The organism is Streptomyces sp. NPDC005803 (assembly GCF_040630435.1).
In the GTDB taxonomy this organism is placed as follows: Bacteria; Actinomycetota; Actinomycetes; order Streptomycetales; family Streptomycetaceae; genus Streptomyces.
Genome location: NZ_JBEXXO010000014.1, coordinates 76,498 through 93,431 on the forward strand (window position 1 = coordinate 76,498; position 16,934 = coordinate 93,431).

Sequence of the window (16,934 nt, forward strand, 5' to 3'; positions counted from 1 at the left end):
TCCGGATCCGGCCGGGGCCATCCGGATTGCTCCATACCGTTGGTATCGCCGTCAACAGTCTGCCTTGTGAAAGGGGGGCGCGTCAGCAGTGGGTGACTCTCTGCACAAGCCCTCGACAACGATTGTGGAACGAGGCCCCGCCCGAGTTGCTGACGGTTCGTCAGATCGGCGCTACCGTACTACGCATGGAGACCTTCCCGAAGATCATCTCGGTGGACGACCACACGGTGGAGCCCGCTCATGTCTGGCGGGACCGGCTCCCGTCCAGGTACGCGGACTCAGGGCCGCGCGTCGTCCGGGCGCCGCTCAAGGAAATGACCTTCATGGGAGGCAAGTTCGCCCCCGTGATGGGCGCGAAGGGGGACGAGGGGCCGATCGGCGACTGGTGGGTGTACGAGGACCTGCACCGCCCGCTCACCCGCCTCGACACCGCCGTGGGCTACGACCGGGACGAGATCAAGCTCGAAGTCATCACCTACGAGCAGATGCGCCCCGGGTCGTTCTCGGTGCCCGAGCGGCTCGCCGACATGGACGTCAACCACGTCCAGTCCGCCCTCTGTTTTCCCACCTTCCCCCGCTTCTGCGGGCAGACCTTCACCGAGGCGAAGGACCGCGAACTCGGACTGCTGGGGGTGCGCGCGTACAACGACTGGATGGTCGAGGAGTGGTGCGGGCCCGACGCGCACGGCCGGCTCATCCCGCTCACATTGATCCCGCTCTGGGACGCGCGACTGGCCGCCGACGAGGTCCGGCGCAACGCCGCGCGCGGGGTGCGCGCCGTGGCGTTCTCCGAGATACCTCCGCATCTCGGACTGCCCTCCATCCACACGGACGAGTGGGATCCGTTCCTGCGGGCCTGCGACGAGACGGGGACGGTGATCGCCATGCACATCGGCTCGTCCTCGAAGATGCCGTCCACCTCGGCCGACGCCCCGCCGGCCGTCGGCTCCACCATCACCTTCGCCAACTGCTGCTTCTCGATGGTCGACTGGCTGATGAGCGGCAAGTTCGAACGCTTCCCGAACCTGCGGATCATGTACGCGGAGGGCCAGATCGGCTGGATCCCGTACATCCTGGAACGCGCCGACGTCGTCTGGGAGGAGAACCGCGCCTGGGGCGGGGTGGCCGACAAGGTCCACCGGCCGCCGTCGGAGCTGTTCACCGAGCACGTGTACGGCTGCTTCTTCGACGACGCCTTCGGGCTGAAGAACCTGGACGCGATCGGGGTCGGGAACGTCCTGTACGAGACCGATTACCCGCACTCCGACTCGACCTGGCCCAAGTCCCGCGAGGTCGGGGAGGCGCAGATGGGGCACCTGGACGCCGATGTCGTCGACCGCATCGTGCGCCGCAACGCGATCGATCTGCTCGGGCTGACCCCCGAAGGCCTCTGGGCGGGACCCGGCACGGGGGCGTGAGCGGGGGAGGGGGGCCGCGAGGCCGGGGAGGGGGACGGGGCCGTCCCGTACGCGGGCCGACTCCGGCCCCTCCCCGCCGGCCGCCCTCCGTCAGGCCCGGGCGACCGGCCCCCTTCCCCGGGCCGTCAGGCGCGGGCGACCGGCCCCCTCCGTCAGGCCCGGGCGACCGGACCCTTCCCGCCGGCCGTCAGGCGCGGGCGACCGGCCCCCTCCGTCAGGCGTGGGCGACCGGCCCCCTCCCGCCGGCCGTCAGGCCCGGGTGACCGGCTCCTGGAGCTCCGTCACCCACTGCTCCCTGTCCGCGGGGCACTCCAGGTTGATCTCGCGCGCGTACCCCGCCGAGCGGTATCCGCCGGCGTCGATCCAACGGGCCAGGGTCTGGGCCGTCGGGAGGATCGCCTCCATCGGGCCCCGGTGCACGATGGTCGCCGCTTCGAACGGGGGCAGCTCCACCACCGTGACCCCGGTGTCCCCGAGCGGCCCCACCGGGGCGGAGACCGTCACCCCGGCGTGCACGACGATCGCGCCGCCGCCCTCGGGCGCCTCCTCGTAGCGGGCCACCCCGGGGCCCGCCGGACGGACCCCGGCCCCCTCCAGCAGCGGGAACAGCCGGTCGTACAGCGGGCCGATCACCGGGGTGATGTCATCCGGCCCGTACCCCTCCGCCACCCCGGTCAGCTCCGCGACCCGTACCGCCGGAACGCTCTTGATCACGACTTCGTCCACGGACATGTGTCCCTCGCTCTCGATGGACCGGAGCCTCGCCTCGACCTGCGCCAGCCGCGCGGCCGCCGCCGCCATCGCCGCCTCCAGCTCCGCCCGCCGCAGCAGCAGCATCCCGCGCAGCTCCTTCGGACCCACCTCGTCGTCGAGGACGGACCGCACCTGCTGGAGCGTGAAGCCGAGATCCTTGAGGGCGATGATCCGGTTGAGCCGGGCGAGCTGTGCGGCCTCGTACGAGCGGTAGCCCGTGGCGGGGTCGGTGCGGGCGGGGCGCAGCAGCCCGACCGCGTCGTAATGGCGCAGCATCCGGGCCGACACGCGCCCGTGGCGGGCGAAGTCTCCGATGGTGAACATGACGTCTCCCACTGCACGCCCTCACACGGTGTGAAGGTCAAGGGCCGCAGTGCCGGCAGGAACACGGGACACGGGAAAGGGCAGGAGCCCCGCTCCTCCGCCGGGGCGGAGGAGCGGGGCTCCTTGGGTACTGCTTTACCGGCCGCGATCGGCCGACCCGGGCAACTAGGCCGGGGTGACGTTCTCAGCCTGCGGACCCTTGGGTCCCTGAGTGACGTCGAAGTTCACGACCTGGTTCTCCTCGAGGGAGCGGAACCCGGACGCGTTGATCGCGGAGTAGTGGACGAAGACATCCGGGCCGCCGCCGTCCTGGGCGATGAAGCCGAAGCCCTTTTCAGCGTTGAACCACTTGACGGTTCCGGTAGCCATAAGCCCTCCTTGGGCCAAAGGGTTGCCCTGCTCCAGAACCTGCAAAGAAGTCTGAAAACTACAAAAGCCTGCGGGTTACATGCTCCGCAGGCTCTGTACTGCAAGGGAAACCAAACTGCAACTTGGCGTTGAGCCTAGCACGCAGCATGTGGGGAAGGGTAGAGGGAAAGATCACTTCACTCGGATGTTTGATAGCCGTGCGGATGGCCACACGGGGAGACCCTGCGGAGTGACTCCCGGGGCCTTGTCGGGGGGCTTCGGGCCGCCCATTCCCGGGCCCCGGAAGAAGGGCCGGCGCGACGCCGCGCGCCCCCGGTGAGGCCGTGCGCCGGTCACGGGTCTAGCCTCGCGATGTGGACAATTCAACCGTCTCAACCGTCGCAGGCGACGATCGTCGCAGCCGGCCGCGCGTCGGCCACATCCAGTTCCTCAACTGCCTTCCCCTCTACTGGGGGCTCGCACGGACCGGAACCCTGCTCGACCTGGAGCTCTCGAAGGACACCCCGGAGAAGCTCAGCGAGCAGCTGATCAGGGGCGATCTCGACATCGGCCCCGTCACCCTGGTGGAGTTCCTCCGCAACGCCGACGACCTGGTCGCCTTCCCCGACATCGCGGTCGGCTGCGACGGGCCCGTCATGTCGTGCGTGATCGTGTCGCAGCGGCCCCTGGAGGACCTCGACCGGGCCCGGGTCGCACTCGGCTCGACCTCCCGCACCTCCGTACGGCTGGCGCAGCTGCTGCTCGCCGAGCGGTTCGGGGTCACCCCCGACTACTACACCTGCCCGCCCGACCTCGGCCTGATGATGCAGGAGGCGGACGCCGCCGTCCTCATCGGTGACGCCGCGCTGCGCGCCAACCTGCACGACGCCCCCCGCCTCGGGCTCCAGGTCCACGACCTGGGCGCCATGTGGAAGGAGTGGACGGGCCTGCCGTTCGTCTTCGCCGTCTGGGCCGCGCGCAAGGACTACCTGGCGGCCGAGCCCGCTGCCGTGCGGAAGGTGCACGAGGCGTTCCTGGCCTCGCGGGACGTGTCCCTGGAGGAGGTCACCAAGGTCGCGGAGCAGGCCGCGCGCTGGGAGGCCTTCGACGCGGAGGTCCTGGAGCGCTACTTCACGACCCTCGACTTCCGCTTCGGGCCCGCGCAGCTGGCCGGGGTCACGGAGTTCGCGCGCCGGACCGGTCCGAGCACGGGCTTCCCGGCGGACGTGCGCGTCGAACTTCTCGGCGCCTGACGGCTTACGGGCGCTCCCGCCGCGTGCACCGCGCACCGTCCCCGGCGGGAATGCCCGGCCATTCCCGCCGCCGCCGTCCCGCTGTTCCCTTGCGGAGAACCCCGTGCTCATCCCCCGTGCGGATGTGCGGATATCGATTCGGGTGAATTCGCGTTGAATGGCCGATTGGCGGAAGGCGTCGGGAGTACGTCCCCGCTCCTCCCGCAATCGACCGGGGGAAGGACACATTCACGCCTTTTGTTGCGGTGAATGGCGTCGTTCGTTCCCTTGGGGCCGAAATCGGCGGATGGTTTCCCCTGTGACCCGATGACCTTCGCCCCTAGGCTTCGGTCGGAGGTCCGGCCGGTCCACGAGGGGAGTCCGTTATGCAGCCGCTCGAAGCCGGCGAACCGCTGAGCATCGGTGCCTACCGGCTGCTGGGCCGACTGGGCGCCGGCGGCATGGGCCGCGTGTATCTGGGACGGAGCGCGGGCGGCCGGACCGTGGCGGTCAAGGTCGTCCACCCGCACTTCGCGCTCGACGAGCAGTTCCGTGCCCGGTTCCGGCGCGAGGTCGACGCGGCACGGCGGATCGGTGCGCAGTGGACCGCTCCCGTCCTGGACGCCGACCCGGACGCCCCCGTCCCCTGGGTGGCCCACGGCTACGTGGCCGGGCCGCCGCTCTCGGCCGCCGTCACCGAACACGGGCCGCTGCCCGAGCAGGCGGTCCGCACCCTGGGCGCCGGGCTCGCCGAGGCGCTGGCCGCGGTCCACGGGCAGGGCCTGATCCACCGGGACGTGAAGCCGTCCAACGTCCTGCTCGCCCTCGACGGTCCCCGTCTGATCGACTTCGGCATCGCCCGGGCCATCGACGCCACGGCCTCGCTCACCTCCACCGGCGTCTCGGTCGGCTCGCCGGGCTACATGGCGCCGGAGCAGATCCGCGGCCAGGACATCTCGGGCGCGGCCGACATCTTCTCGCTGGGCGCGGTGCTGGCGTACGCGGCGACCGGTTCCGCCCCCTTCCTCGGCGACTCCTCCGCCGTGCTCCTCTACAAGGTGGTGCACGAGGAGCCCGAACTGGGCGAGCTGGAGGGCGGGCTGCGCGAGGTCATCGCCTCCTGCCTGGCGAAGGACCCGGCCGTGCGGCCGACCCCGGCGGAGCTCGCCCGGCAGCTGGCGCCCGAGGGCGCGGCGGTCGCGGTGGCGGCGGGCTGGCTGCCCGGTCCGCTGGTGCGCGAGGTCAGCCGGTCGGCGGTCGCCCTGCTGGACCTGGAACCGCAGGAGGCGCCGCTGCAGTCGGGGCCGGTGCCGTTCAGCAACGCCTCGTTCGGGGCGGTCGGGGCCGGCGGCGCCCTCGGGGTGTTCGGCCCGCCGGTCGAACCGCCCCCGACGGCCGGCCCGACCCCGCCGCCGTGGTCGGCCGCCGCCGGGACGGACGGGGTGCCGGGGCAGCGCACCCCCGACCCCCGGTTCGCCTTCACCATGGGCGGCGGCGCCCGGCCGGGCGAACAACGGGGGCGCCGGCTCAGCTGCACCGTCGCCCTCGCGGTGGCCGGCGCGCTCGTGGCCGTGACCGTGGGCAGCGCGTTCCTCTTCGACCTGATGCCGGGCGGCGGCGACTCCGACACCGCCGGGCACGGCGACGCCGGCAAGACCCCGTCCGCCACCTCCCCCGGGGCGTCCTCGGGCGCCTCGTCCGCCCAGCCGTCCGCACCCGGCTCCCCGGGTCAGGTCACCGAGGTCCCGTCGGCGTTCGTCGGCACGTGGCGGGGACCGCTCACCGAGAAGACGACCGGCGCGCCGCACGGCACCCTCACCGCCGTGTTCGACCAGGGGAAGAAGGGCGCCGACGTCGTCCGCATGACGACCAGGATCACCGCCCTCGGCGTGGACGTCAGCTGCCACAGCGTCGCCACCCTCACCTCCGGCACGGACAAGGAACTGACACTGCGGGAACGCGCCGATCCCGACCGCCCCGGCACGGCGGGCCTGTGCACCACCACGACCACCGACGTCCACTTCACGCGCACCGGCGACGGCGGCCTGCGCTTCCGGTCCGACGAGCGGGGCGCCGGACTCCCGTACGGGACGCTGACCCGGTCCGAGCCCTGACGCGTACCGGTCCGGGACCCCCGCACGGGACGCCGGCCCCCGCGCGGGCCCCGTCCCCTGCCGGTCCGGGAGCCGCGCGCGGCGCACCGGCCCGGTCCGGCCGCTGACGCGTACGGGCCCTGGCGTACGCTGAACCGGTCCGTAGATCCGTTGAAAAACCGCCGAAAGGTGACAGCCCGGTGACCGAGAAGGCCGACCTCCAGCCCATCCTCGACCGAGCCGCCGAAGGCGGCCGGATCACTCCGGAAGAGGCCCTCGACCTGTACCGGTCGGCGCCGCTGCACGCGCTGGGCGCTGCCGCCGACGCCGTGCGCCGTCGCCGCTACGCGGGTACGGAGCACATCGCGACGTACATCATCGAGCGCAACATCAACTACACCAACGTCTGCGTCACGGCGTGCAAGTTCTGCGCCTTCTACGCGGCGCCCAAGGACACCGCCAAGGGCTGGTCCCGCGACCTCGACGACATCCTGCGCCGCTGCGCGGAGACGGTCGAGCTCGGCGGCACGCAGATCATGTTCCAGGGCGGACACCACCCGGACTACGGCGTGGAGTACTACGAGGAGCACTTCTCCGCGATCAAGAAGGCGTTCCCGCAGCTGGTCATCCACTCGCTGGGCGCCTCCGAGATCGAGCACATGGCCCGGATCTCCAAGGTCTCCGCCGAGGAGGCCATCCAGCGGATCCACGCCGCCGGGCTCGACTCCTTCGCGGGCGCCGGCGCCGAGCTGCTCCCGGCCCGGCCGCGCACCGCGATCGCCCCGCTCAAGGAGTCCGGCGAGCGCTGGCTGGAGATCATGGAGATCGCCCACCGCCTCGGGGTCGAGTCCACCTCCACCATGCTGATGGGCACCGGCGAGACGAACGCCGAGCGCATCGAGCACCTGCGCATGATCCGGGACGTGCAGGACCGCACCGGCGGCTTCCGCGCCTTCATCCCGTACACGTACCAGCCGGAGAACAACAAGCTGAAGGGCCAGACGCAGGCCACGCTCTTCGAGTACCTGCGGATGATCGCCATCGCCCGGATCTTCCTGGACAACGTCGCCCACATCCAGGGCTCCTGGCTCACCACCGGCAAGGAGGTCGGCCAGCTGTCGCTGCACTACGGCGCGGACGACCTCGGCTCCATCATGCTGGAGGAGAACGTCGTCTCCTCCGCCGGCGCCAAGCACCGCTCCAACCGCCTGGAGATCATCGACCTGATCCGCAAGGCGGACCGGGTGCCGGCCCAGCGCGCCACCACCTACGAGCACCTCGTCGTCCACGACGACCCGGCGAACGACCCGGTCGACGAGCGCGTCGTCTCGCACATCTCGTCCACCGCGATCGAGGGCGGCACGGCCCACCCGGAGCTCAAGCTCCTCAACGCCAACTAGAGGCGCCTTGCTGACGATCCACGTCGCCGCCCTGCTGTTGCCGGGCGGCGGCCGTGCACCCGTGCCCGGCGGGGCGGTGGCCGTGCGCGACGCGGTGATCGCCGCCTTCGGCCCGTACGGGGAGCTGGCCGCGGCCCACCCCGCCGCCAGGGTCCGGCGCTGGCCGGGCGTCCTGACCCCGGGGCTCGTCCAGCGGAACGCGGTCCGGCTCCTGGAGGAGTCGTACTTCCCCGATCCGCGGGAGGCGGACACCCTGGGCACCGCACCGCTGACCGGTGAGGCGCTCGACGCGCTCGGGCCGGACGACACCTGGCGGACCGGCAGCGTACGGCGCGGACTGCACCGGATGCTCCGGCACGGGACGACCGCGGCGACGGCCGCCCCCACCGCACCGCCCGCCCTGATCACGGCCATGCGCCGGTCCGGGCTCCTGGTCATCGCCGCTCCGGCGGACCCCGGCAGCGCGCCCCGGCTCGATCCGCTGGCCGGGGCCACCGCGGTGGCCGGGGCGATGGCGGCGCCGCTCGCCGTCGGCGGCCGGGCCGATCTGGCCGCCTTCGACGCGCCGGACGAGGACGCGCTGCTCGCGGCGGGCGGGGTGAGCTGCGTGGCGACGGTGGCGGCGGGACGGCTGGTGTACCGGGGCACGTAGGCCGCGCCGGTGGGAGCGGAGCGGCACCTTGCGGTCCGTCACGGGACGGGCGGGCCGCCGGGCGGCACGTCGCCGTGCGTCACGGGACGGGCGGGCCGCCGAGGTACTGGCCCTTGGGGTCGTAGGGCCAGGCGTTGGAGACGCAGCCCTTGAGGCCGTCGATCTGCTGCATCATCGCGGGGGCGGGGCGGCCCTTGCCGGGGCAGGTCTCGTGTCCGTGTCCGAGCCAGTGGCCGACCTCGTGGTTGACGATGAGGGCCCGGTAGTCGGCGAGCGGTCCGTGGAACTCGGGTGAACCGGTCTGCCAGCGCTTCAGGTTGACCATGACGTCGGTGCCCACGCGGCAGTTGACCTCGCCGTGGGTGTCGAGACCGCCCTTCCCGCAGATGCGGTCGGTGGTCGCGGGGGTGGCGATCCGGATCACCAGTCCCGCCGGGCCCTCGGCGACCTGGCGGAACGCATGCTCGCCGTGGTGCGTCCAGCCACGCGGCGCGGCCAGGATGCGGGCGATCTCGGCGGCGGCCCGGTCGGCGTCCAGCCCGGAGCCCTTCTCCACCTCCACCCGGTAGGCGTCGCCCGTGCCGGTCTCCGAGACGCCCGCGCGGGCGACCGTGAAGGTGGCGGACGCGGAGGACGTGCTCGGCCCGTGCCCGCCGTGCCACCGGATGCCCACGACGGCTGCCGCGACCAGCACCACCGGCACGACGGCCTTGACGAACAGCCGGCTCCGGCCGCGTTCCCGCCGCCCGCTCCGGCGCACCTCCCTCGCGGACATCCGCGCCCCTCCCCGGTCCTCGGTGGTTCCATCCCCGCTGTAAGGACCGAGGGCGGGGCCAATTGGTTCAGTCCACACGCATACGGGGTGGGCGCGGGGCCTGATTGCGGCGGAATGTCATGGTACGGACGGGCCGCCGAGGTACCGGCCCTTGGCGTCGTAGGGCCAGGCGTTGGAGACGCAGCCCTTGAGGCCGTAGATCTGCTGCATCATCGCGGGGGCGGTACGGCCCTTGCCGGGGCAGGTCTCGTGGCCGTGGCCCAGCCAGTGGCCGACCTCGTGGTTGATGATCAGGGCCCGGTAGTCGGCGAGCGGGCCGGCGAACTCCGGCGAACCGGTCTGCCAGCGCTTGAGGTTCACCATCACGGTCTCGCCCACCCGGCAGTTGACCTCGCCACGGGTGTGGAGACCCTGCGCCCCGCAGATGCGGTCGGTGGTCGCCGCGGTGGCGATACGGATCACCAGCCCGGCCGGCCCGGCCGACACCTGGTGGAACGAGTGCGCCCCGCCGTGCGCCCAGCCGCGCGGCGCGGTCAGGAACCCGGCGATCTGGGCGGCCGCCGCGTCCGGGTCGACGCCGGAACCGTCCTCGACCTCGACCCGGTAGGCGTTCCGGCCCCCGGACGAGGCGCCCGCGCGGGCGACCGTGAAGGTGCCCGGGCCGGACGCCGGGATACGGGGAGGCCGGGCGGTCGCGGAAGGTGAGGCAGAGGCGGACGCGGTGGCCCTCGGCTTCGCGGCGGGAGGGGGCGACGAGCCGGCCGGGCTCGCGTCCTGCCGGGGCTCAGGGGACTCCGGTGCGGCTGCGGCTGCCGACACGTCGTCCCCGCCGGCCCATCGGGGAGCGGCGATCACGGCGACGCCGATCAGCGCCGCCGGGACGAGGACCGCCGCCAGTACCCGTATCCGGCCGCGACGCCGGCGGTCCTGCCGGGAACGCCGGCTGTCGGCCCGCCCCCGCCGCTTCGCTCGGTGCCTGACTTGCTCAGCCGCCACGTACGGTGTGCTCCTTGTCTTCCATCGGGTGCTCGTCCGCGTACTTCACGAGCTTCAGGAACCGGGAGTCACCGGCCACGGCAGCCAGTTGTTCCACGGTGACCGGCGCCGACACCATCGAGGAACTGTCGCCGTCGACCGAGAGCCTGACGGTGCTGTCGCCGTAGACGAACCGGACGTCGACACCGGTGATCGTCCGCGAGCCGCTCCGGTCCCCTTCCGCACTCATGGCGCGGGCCTTGATACCACCCGGCAGCATGGCCGTCCTGCACCGGAGCCCCTTCGACGGGAGGTCGTGGCACGGTGGATCTGCGGGAACGGCGCCGGAACGGGCCCGCGGGCGTACCGAGAAGACGACCGGGAAGGCGTTGCCGTCCGATTCGCCCTGGTAACGGCTCACCGCCAGGTCGACCGGACGCACGGCGCCGAGCTGCTCGGAGAGCAGCGTGTCGAGCAGAAACGCGACCTGCTGCTGGAAGTCCTCCTGCCGGGTCCGTTCGGCCGCCGGCAGGTCGGCCATGGTCGTCTCACCGGGGGTCGGCTCGATGTGCACGGGGGCGGGGACGGGCGTGGCGGAGGGGACCGGTGAGGGGACGGCGGTGGGGGCGAGCGAGGAGGCGGCGGACGCGGTCCGCACCGGCTGCGTACCGGCGCCCGGTCCCCACAACGGCAGGAGGACGCCGAACACCCCGAGGGCCACCGCACCCGTCGCCCCCGCCCCGACGGCGGCACGGGCGCGGGTGCGGCGCCTGCGGCCCTGGACCAGGGCCACGGGCAGCAGGTCGGGCAGGGGCGGCGCGTCCTCGGCCGCCCGCTCCATGACGGCCCTGAGCAGCCGGCCCTCGGCCTCCGGGTCCGGCCCCCGGCCCAGGGAGCTATCCGTAAACAGGTCCATGACGGTCCTCCTCAGCTTCGGGTGGTGTAGAGGTGCGCGTCGCCCAGACGCGTGCGCAGCGTGGCGAGCGAGCGCGAGCACTGGCTCTTCACGGTGGACGGGCTGCAGCGCAGCAGCTCGGCGACCGTCTCCACGCTCAGGTCCTCCCAGTACCGCAGGACGACCATCGCCCGGGCACGGGCCGGGAGTTCGGCGAGCGCGGCCAGCAGGGTGACCGTCAGCTCGGGGCCGGGTGCGGGAGCCTGCGCGGCGATCGGCGTGTGGGCACGGAAGTCACGCAGCCGGCGCCGGCGCTCGGCGATGTAGGTACGGGTCAGCACGGTCCGGGCGTAGGCGTCCGGATGCTCGGCGGCGCTCGCCCGGTTCCAGTGCTGGAACAGTTTCGCCAGCGTCGTCTGGGTGAGATCGCGCGCGGCGTCGGCGTCCCCGCACAGCAGATACGCGGTGCGGTACAGCCGGCGCTGACTCGCGCGGGCGAACTCTTCGAAGCCAGTGGCGTCCGGTCTGCGTCCGGCGGTCATCCAGCCTCCTCTGCGGTCTGTCGGTGGTCACTACGCCTGTTACTGAGTGCCGACGGGCCGGAAAGGTTGAAGCCGGATCGCGATCGGTGTCCGGACGCCGGGACGGACAGCGGCTGGGCGGGGTCGCGCGGTCCCGCACCGGCCTTGTCACCGGTGGGCCGGATGCCCGGGGCGGATCCGGCGTGGTGGGCCTCCCGGATCCGGCACGCCGGGGCGCCGCACCGCTGATCGGCACCGCGGATCTCCCGGACAGCGGGCCCGCCCCGGCGCGGCGGGGCCGGGCTGCTTGAATGGGCGGGTGACCCGAGCCTCCCTGGACAAGCAGCCGCACGAAGTCGCCTCGATGTTCGACGACGTCGCGGCGAACTACGACCTCACCAACGACGTGCTCTCGCTCGGCCAGGCCCGGCTGTGGCGCAAGGAGGTCGCCGCGGCGGTGCACGCCCGGCCGGCGGAGAAGGTCCTCGACCTGGCCGCCGGGACGGCGACGTCCTCGCTGCCGTTCGCCGCGACCGGTGCGTACGTCGTGCCGTGCGACTTCTCCATCGGCATGCTGCGCGAGGGCAAGAAGCGCAACTCCTGGCTGCCCTTCACCGCGGGCGACGCCACGAAACTGCCGTTCCGCGACGCGTCGTTCGACGCGGTGACCATCTCCTTCGGGCTGCGCAACGTCCAGGACACGGACGCGGCACTGCGCGAGCTGTACCGGGTGACCAAGCCGGGCGGCCGGGTGGTCATCTGCGAGTTCTCCCAGCCGGTCTGGGCGCCGTTCCGGACCGTCTACACCGAGTACCTGATGCGGGCGCTGCCGCCGGTCGCGCGCGCGGTGTCGTCCAACCCCGACGCGTACGTCTACCTCGCCGAGTCGATCCGCGCCTGGCCCGACCAGGCCGGGCTCGCGGCCAGGCTCCAGCGGGCCGGCTGGTCGAAGGTCGCCTGGCGCAACCTCACCGGCGGCGTGGTCGCGCTGCACCGGGGCGTACGCGCCTGACGTCGCCGGACGCGGGCGCGCGAGGCCCGGGCGCGCGCGGCCACCACGTGCGAGCGCCCCGGGGTGTCACCGCTCCCGCTCCGGCCGGGGACGGCGCCTCCCGGGTGTCACCGCTCCGGTTCCGGGCGGAAGCACGGCGCCCCCTGCCCCGCCCGGGGCGTCAGCGTCGCAGCTCCAGCCGGAAGCACAGCGCCTCCTGCCCCGCCCGGGGCGTCGTGAAGCTCTCCGCCTGCTCCATGCCCAGCCGGCGGGCCACGGCGATCGACCGCTCGTTGAGCGCGTCGATCGTCGCCACCACCCGCTCCACCCCGGCCGCGCGCAGCCGCTCCAGGGTGAGGCGCGCGGCCGCGGTCGCGTAACCGCGGCCCCAGGCCGGCCGGGCCAGCCGCCAGCCGATCTCGATCTCGCCCACCGGCCCGTACGCGCTCTGCGGCCACGGCTGCGCACCCGTGAAACCGAGCACCTCGCCGCTCCCGTCGAGCACGGTCCAGAGGCAGTAGCCGAGTTCCGCGTCGTGTCTGCGCTGGCGGGCCGTCCACTCCTCGTACAGGGACAGCTCGTCGGACGTACCGCCGTGGAACTCCATCACCTCGGGGTCGTCGAAGGCGCGGTGCCAGGCCACCGCGTCCTCATCGGTCGGGACACGCAGCTGTACGACGGGGAGTGCGGGAGGCGCGAGCGACATCGGGGAGCCCTTCGGAGGGTGGGACAACAGGCCCCCATAGACTGCACGGGACATGTGCCGCGCGGCACGCGATTTCGAGTCTTCGGGAGATCCGACCGTGACCGAGCCCCTGTCCGAACACAGCGCGGACGTCATCGTCGTCGGGGCGGGCCCCGCCGGCTCCACCACCGCGTACTACCTCGCCAAGGCCGGACTCGACGTCCTCCTCCTGGAGAAGACCGCCTTCCCGCGCGAGAAGGTCTGCGGCGACGGACTCACCCCGCGCGCCACCAAGCAGCTCGTCTCCATGGGCATCGACATCTCCGAAGAGGCCGGCTGGCTGCGCAACAAGGGGCTGCGCATCATCGGCGGCGGCGTCCGGCTCCAGCTGGACTGGCCGGACCTCGCCTCGTACCCGGACTACGGACTGGTCCGCAAGCGCGACGACTTCGACGAGCAACTGGCCCGCCAGGCCCAGAAGGCCGGCGCGCGGCTGTACGAGCGCTGCAACGTCGGCGCCCCCGTCAAGGACGAGCGCACCGGCCGGATCACCGGGGTGCAGGCCAAGCTCGGCGAGGAGAAGACCCCGGTCACCTTCCACGCCCCCCTCGTCGTCGCCGCCGACGGCAACTCCACCCGGCTCTCCCTCGCGATGGGCCTGCACCGCCGCGAGGACCGCCCGATGGGTGTCGCGGTCCGTACGTACTTCACCTCGCCCCGCCACGACGACGACTACCTGGAGTCCTGGCTGGAACTCTGGGACCGGCGCGGCGCCGAGGACCGGCTGCTGCCCGGCTACGGCTGGATCTTCGGCATGGGCGACGGCACCTCCAACGTCGGCCTCGGCATCCTCAACTCCTCCTCCGCCTTCAGGGAGCTGGACTGGCGCGAGGTCCTCAAGGCGTGGTGCGCCTCCATGCCGGAGGACTGGGGCTACACCCCCGAGAACATGACGACGCCGATCCGGGGCGCCGCCCTGCCGATGGCCTTCAACCGCCAGCCGCACTACACCAAGGGCCTGCTGCTCGTCGGTGACGCGGGCGGCATGGTGAACCCGTTCAACGGCGAAGGCATCGCGTACGCCATGGAGTCGGGCCAGATCGCCGCGGACGTCATCGTCCAGGCCCACGCCCGCGCGACCCCGGCCCAGCGCGAACTGGCGCTGAACAACTACCCGAAGGTGCTCAAGGAGACCTACGGCGGCTACTACACGATGGGCCGCGCCTTCGTGAAGCTGATCGGCAACCCGAAGGTCATGAAGGTCGCCACCCAGCGCGGCCTCACGCACCCGCTGCTGATGAAGTTCACCCTGAAGATGCTCGCCAACCTCACCGACCCGATGGGCGGCGACGCGATGGACCGCATCATCAACGGGCTGGCGAAGGTCGCACCGAAGGCCTGAGCGGCCGGGTCCGGCGTCCTGAAGGTGCGCGGGTCCGGGCGGCATGCCGCCCGGACCCGCGCCCGTCGGACCGTCAGCGGGCCATCAGGGCGAAGACCCCCCAGCCGAGGTACTCACGCTGGTAGCGCGTGTAGCGGGCGGGCCCCGTGGTGAGCTCGGCCCGCACCTCGGCGGCCAGTTCGTCACCGGGATGACCGTCGAGCCAGCGGCGGAGGTTGAGCCACTGCGCCGCCTGGTACCGGTCCCAGCTGTCCTGGGACGCCAGCACCATCTCCACGACGTCGTAGCCGAGGTCGCCGAACCGCTCGATCAGCTCCGGCAGGACGAGGAAGTCCTCCTCGCCGCCGGCGAGGCAGGCTCGGGCGGTCTCCTGGTCCGGCACTTCCCGGCGCCAGTAGGGCTCGCCGATCAGCATCAGCCCGCCGGGCCGGAGACTGCGGCCCAGCAGTTCGGCCGTGCCGGCCACGCCGCCACCGATCCAGGTGGCGCCGACGCACGCGGCGAGATCGACCGGTTCGTCGGTGACGTAGCCCGAGGCGTCGCCGTGGACGAAGGCGACCCGGTCGGCGACACCGAGTTCGGCGGCCCGGGCCCGGGCCTTCTCGGTGAACACCGTGCTGATGTCCACCCCGGTCCCGGTGACGTCGTGGTCACGGGCCCAGGTGCACAGCATCTCGCCCGAACCGCTGGCGAGGTCGAGCACGCGCGTCCCGGGTGCCAGATGCAGTGCCTGGCCCAGAGCGGCGAGCTTGCCCGGGGTGAGCGGGTTGTGGATGCGGTGGCTGCTTTCACGAAGGGTGAAGATGCGTGGAAGATCCACGAGTGGTGTCCCCTAGGTTCGGTGTGGTCAGGGCGCTGGTGAGGGACGACCGACCGGAGTCGGCCGCCGCTGCTCGGACCGTCATCGAACACACCTCTTCTTCCGCGCGTACGGATGCTGAACCCGGCGAACCTAGACGTTCCGGGTTGCCGTCGCCACTGGTTTTGCCGGCCCGCGCGAACGGGGCGTGCCGAGCGCGCCCGGCGAAGCGTCCGGCGGCTTCCCCGGCCCGACCCGGCCCGGCGGCAGGGCGGGGCCGCCCGGCGCCCGGTGACGAGGGGGCTCTTCGCCCCGGTTCACAAGCTCCGGCGGACGGCGTCCGGCAGTCCCCGTGGCCGCCGGGGGTGGCGTCGCGCACCTGCCGGGAACGCCGAAGGGCCGCGGCTCCCGAGCGGGGGAGCGACGGCCCTTCGATGTGCGCCGAGGCGCTTGTGAATCCGTGAACTCAGAGGACGCGGACGGCGCCGGTGGGCATGTCGTAGTCCAGGGAGCGCTGCACCACACCGGTGGAGGAGTTCTGCGCCCCGACGAACTGGCCGCCGCCCACGTAGATCCCGACGTGGTACGCGCTGCCCGCGCTGCCCCAGAACAGGATGTCGCCCGGCTGCAGGTTGCTCAGCGAGACCTGGGTGCCGGCGGTCGACTGGCTCTGCGAGACGCGCGGCAGGTCGACGTTCACCGAGCGGTACGCGGCCTGGACGAGGCCGGAGCAGTCCCAGGAGTTCGGGCCGGTGCCGCCGGGCACGTACGCGTCGCCGACCTGCGCCTGCGCGAACGCGACGATGGCGGCCGCGGAGCCCGTGGCGGTGGAGGAGTAGGACACCGTGGTGGACGGCGAGGAGGAGCCGGTGGAGGCGCTCAGCGTCGTGCGCGCGGCGGAGCGGGAGGCGCGCTCGGCGGCCTCCGCCTTCGCGGCGGCTTCGGCCTTCTTCTTGGCCTCCGCCTTGCGGACCGCCTCGGCCTTGGCCGTCTTGGCGGCCTTCGCCGCGGTCGTGGCCGCGGCTTCCTCCTGGGCCTGCGTCTCCAGGTCCAGGGCGACCTGCTGGGTGGCCTCGGCGGAGGCCGCGACGGAGGTGGAGAGCCCGGCCGTGATGGTGGGCATCTCGATGGTCTGGGTCACCGGCTCGGCCTGGGCCGGACCGGCAGCGCCTGCGACCGCGATGGTGCTGAGGACGCCACCGGCAACTCCGGCCCGCAGCGCCGTCTTCGAGGCGTTTCGGCGGGGCTTCCGGTGGCTGGGTATGAGAGCGGTGTGGGACATAGGTACTAGCGCTATCAGGGCCTCAGGGGTCCCATCAAGAAACGTGTGTTGCGACACAGTTACGTCCGGAATCTGTGAATCCGCTTCCTGAGGGCCTTTATTGACGCCGTAACGGGCAAACCGGGCATGCTCGATCACGGCTGTGATCACGGGCTTTCGGCATTACGTCCGAATTGCCCGCCACTTACCACCCGTTCACACTGTTGGCCAAGCCCGCTTCTGTGGCGGACTCGGGGGCGTGATGCAGGTCACAGCATGGTCTCGACGTGACGGGCATACGAGGGCCCTGTGCGCGGAGGCCGCCGCCCGTGGAGAACTGGCCGCATGTGTCGACCCATTCGCCCGGTAGGGGGCGTATGCCGTGATGCGTCCACTTCGTTCCACGCGAA

General features: G+C 72.5%; 16 protein-coding genes. 7 read left to right on the forward strand and 9 right to left on the reverse strand.

Annotated elements, in window-relative coordinates; all coding sequences use genetic code 11:
• Positions 1-185 precede the first annotated feature (185 nt).
• A complete protein-coding gene (locus ABZ454_RS20815; protein WP_359539806.1) occupies positions 186-1,418 on the forward strand; it encodes an amidohydrolase family protein in 1,233 nt (410 codons plus the stop codon).
• A 249-nt stretch (positions 1,419-1,667) separates the two neighbouring features.
• Here ABZ454_RS20815 and ABZ454_RS20820 read toward each other — a convergent pair whose 3' ends face one another.
• Both ABZ454_RS20820 and ABZ454_RS20825 read right to left on the reverse strand, forming a co-directional pair.
• Positions 1,668-2,495 carry a MerR family transcriptional regulator gene (locus tag ABZ454_RS20820; RefSeq protein WP_359539808.1) on the reverse strand — a complete coding sequence of 276 codons (828 nt, stop codon included), beginning with the start codon at positions 2,493-2,495 and terminating at the stop codon, positions 1,668-1,670.
• Between the two features lie 165 nt (positions 2,496-2,660).
• Entirely contained in the window at positions 2,661-2,864 is a 204-nt protein-coding gene (locus ABZ454_RS20825; RefSeq protein WP_003967102.1) for a cold-shock protein, read from the reverse strand.
• 353 nt (positions 2,865-3,217) lie between these two features.
• On the opposite strand from ABZ454_RS20825, the gene ABZ454_RS20830 reads away from it, so the two are divergent.
• From ABZ454_RS20830 to ABZ454_RS20845, 4 genes are all read left to right on the forward strand, one after another.
• Positions 3,218-4,096, forward strand: a complete 879-nt coding sequence (locus ABZ454_RS20830; RefSeq protein ID WP_356321775.1) for a menaquinone biosynthesis protein — start codon at positions 3,218-3,220, stop codon at positions 4,094-4,096.
• A 365-nt stretch (positions 4,097-4,461) separates the two neighbouring features.
• Entirely contained in the window at positions 4,462-6,189 is a 1,728-nt protein-coding gene (locus tag ABZ454_RS20835) for a serine/threonine-protein kinase (protein ID WP_359539810.1), read from the forward strand.
• A 179-nt stretch (positions 6,190-6,368) separates the two neighbouring features.
• On the forward strand, positions 6,369-7,568 hold the full coding sequence (gene mqnC, locus ABZ454_RS20840) for a cyclic dehypoxanthinyl futalosine synthase (protein WP_359078157.1): 1,200 nt from the start codon (positions 6,369-6,371) through the stop codon (positions 7,566-7,568).
• A 7-nt stretch (positions 7,569-7,575) separates the two neighbouring features.
• Positions 7,576-8,220 carry a hypothetical protein gene (locus tag ABZ454_RS20845; RefSeq protein ID WP_359539811.1) on the forward strand — a complete coding sequence of 215 codons (645 nt, stop codon included), beginning with the start codon at positions 7,576-7,578 and terminating at the stop codon, positions 8,218-8,220.
• Between the two features lie 79 nt (positions 8,221-8,299).
• On the opposite strand, the gene ABZ454_RS20850 is transcribed toward ABZ454_RS20845, so the two are convergent.
• The 4 genes from ABZ454_RS20850 to ABZ454_RS20865 all read right to left on the reverse strand — a co-directional run bounded on the left by ABZ454_RS20850 (position 8,300) and on the right by ABZ454_RS20865 (position 11,407).
• Positions 8,300-8,995: a DUF3152 domain-containing protein gene (locus ABZ454_RS20850; protein WP_356321779.1), complete on the reverse strand. Its 696-nt coding sequence runs from the start codon at positions 8,993-8,995 to the stop codon at positions 8,300-8,302.
• A 117-nt stretch (positions 8,996-9,112) separates the two neighbouring features.
• Entirely contained in the window at positions 9,113-9,991 is an 879-nt protein-coding gene (locus ABZ454_RS20855; RefSeq protein ID WP_359539813.1) for a DUF3152 domain-containing protein, read from the reverse strand.
• Positions 9,981-10,886 carry a hypothetical protein gene (locus ABZ454_RS20860; protein ID WP_359539814.1) on the reverse strand — a complete coding sequence of 302 codons (906 nt, stop codon included), beginning with the start codon at positions 10,884-10,886 and terminating at the stop codon, positions 9,981-9,983. Before ABZ454_RS20860 ends, ABZ454_RS20855 begins: the two co-directional genes overlap by 11 nt.
• 11 nt (positions 10,887-10,897) lie before the next feature.
• Complete coding sequence (locus ABZ454_RS20865; protein WP_356321782.1) at positions 10,898-11,407, reverse strand: SigE family RNA polymerase sigma factor; 510 nt, start codon at positions 11,405-11,407, stop codon at positions 10,898-10,900.
• Between the two features lie 298 nt (positions 11,408-11,705).
• On the opposite strand from ABZ454_RS20865, the gene ABZ454_RS20870 reads away from it, so the two are divergent.
• Entirely contained in the window at positions 11,706-12,398 is a 693-nt protein-coding gene (locus tag ABZ454_RS20870; protein WP_356321783.1) for a demethylmenaquinone methyltransferase, read from the forward strand.
• A gap of 160 nt (positions 12,399-12,558) precedes the next feature.
• Here the strand turns inward: ABZ454_RS20870 and ABZ454_RS20875 are convergent, their stop codons facing one another.
• Positions 12,559-13,083, reverse strand: a complete 525-nt coding sequence (locus ABZ454_RS20875; RefSeq protein WP_356321784.1) for a GNAT family N-acetyltransferase — start codon at positions 13,081-13,083, stop codon at positions 12,559-12,561.
• A 97-nt stretch (positions 13,084-13,180) separates the two neighbouring features.
• Between ABZ454_RS20875 and ABZ454_RS20880 the strand changes: the two genes are divergently transcribed.
• Entirely contained in the window at positions 13,181-14,464 is a 1,284-nt protein-coding gene (locus ABZ454_RS20880) for a geranylgeranyl reductase family protein (RefSeq protein ID WP_356321785.1), read from the forward strand.
• Positions 14,465-14,537: 73 nt separating this feature from the next.
• Here the strand turns inward: ABZ454_RS20880 and ABZ454_RS20885 are convergent, their stop codons facing one another.
• Entirely contained in the window at positions 14,538-15,284 is a 747-nt protein-coding gene (locus ABZ454_RS20885; RefSeq protein WP_359539817.1) for a class I SAM-dependent methyltransferase, read from the reverse strand.
• A 445-nt stretch (positions 15,285-15,729) separates the two neighbouring features.
• The gene (locus tag ABZ454_RS20890; RefSeq protein WP_356321787.1) at positions 15,730-16,545 is read right to left on the reverse strand and encodes a C40 family peptidase; all 816 of its coding nucleotides are present in this window, start codon (positions 16,543-16,545) and stop codon (positions 15,730-15,732) included.
• Positions 16,546-16,934 lie beyond the last annotated feature (389 nt).

Coding starts and splice junctions, on each gene's coding strand:
- ABZ454_RS20815 (WP_359539806.1), top strand. CDS start 186: ATGGAGACCTTCCCGAAGATCATCTCGGTGGACGACCACACGGTGGAG.
- ABZ454_RS20820 (WP_359539808.1), bottom strand. CDS start 2,495: ATGTTCACCATCGGAGACTTCGCCCGCCACGGGCGCGTGTCGGCCCGG.
- ABZ454_RS20825 (WP_003967102.1), bottom strand. CDS start 2,864: ATGGCTACCGGAACCGTCAAGTGGTTCAACGCTGAAAAGGGCTTCGGC.
- ABZ454_RS20835 (WP_359539810.1), top strand. CDS start 4,462: ATGCAGCCGCTCGAAGCCGGCGAACCGCTGAGCATCGGTGCCTACCGG.
- ABZ454_RS20850 (WP_356321779.1), bottom strand. CDS start 8,995: ATGTCCGCGAGGGAGGTGCGCCGGAGCGGGCGGCGGGAACGCGGCCGG.
- ABZ454_RS20860 (WP_359539814.1), bottom strand. CDS start 10,886: ATGGACCTGTTTACGGATAGCTCCCTGGGCCGGGGGCCGGACCCGGAG.
- ABZ454_RS20865 (WP_356321782.1), bottom strand. CDS start 11,407: ATGACCGCCGGACGCAGACCGGACGCCACTGGCTTCGAAGAGTTCGCC.
- ABZ454_RS20875 (WP_356321784.1), bottom strand. CDS start 13,083: ATGTCGCTCGCGCCTCCCGCACTCCCCGTCGTACAGCTGCGTGTCCCG.
- ABZ454_RS20890 (WP_356321787.1), bottom strand. CDS start 16,545: ATGTCCCACACCGCTCTCATACCCAGCCACCGGAAGCCCCGCCGAAAC.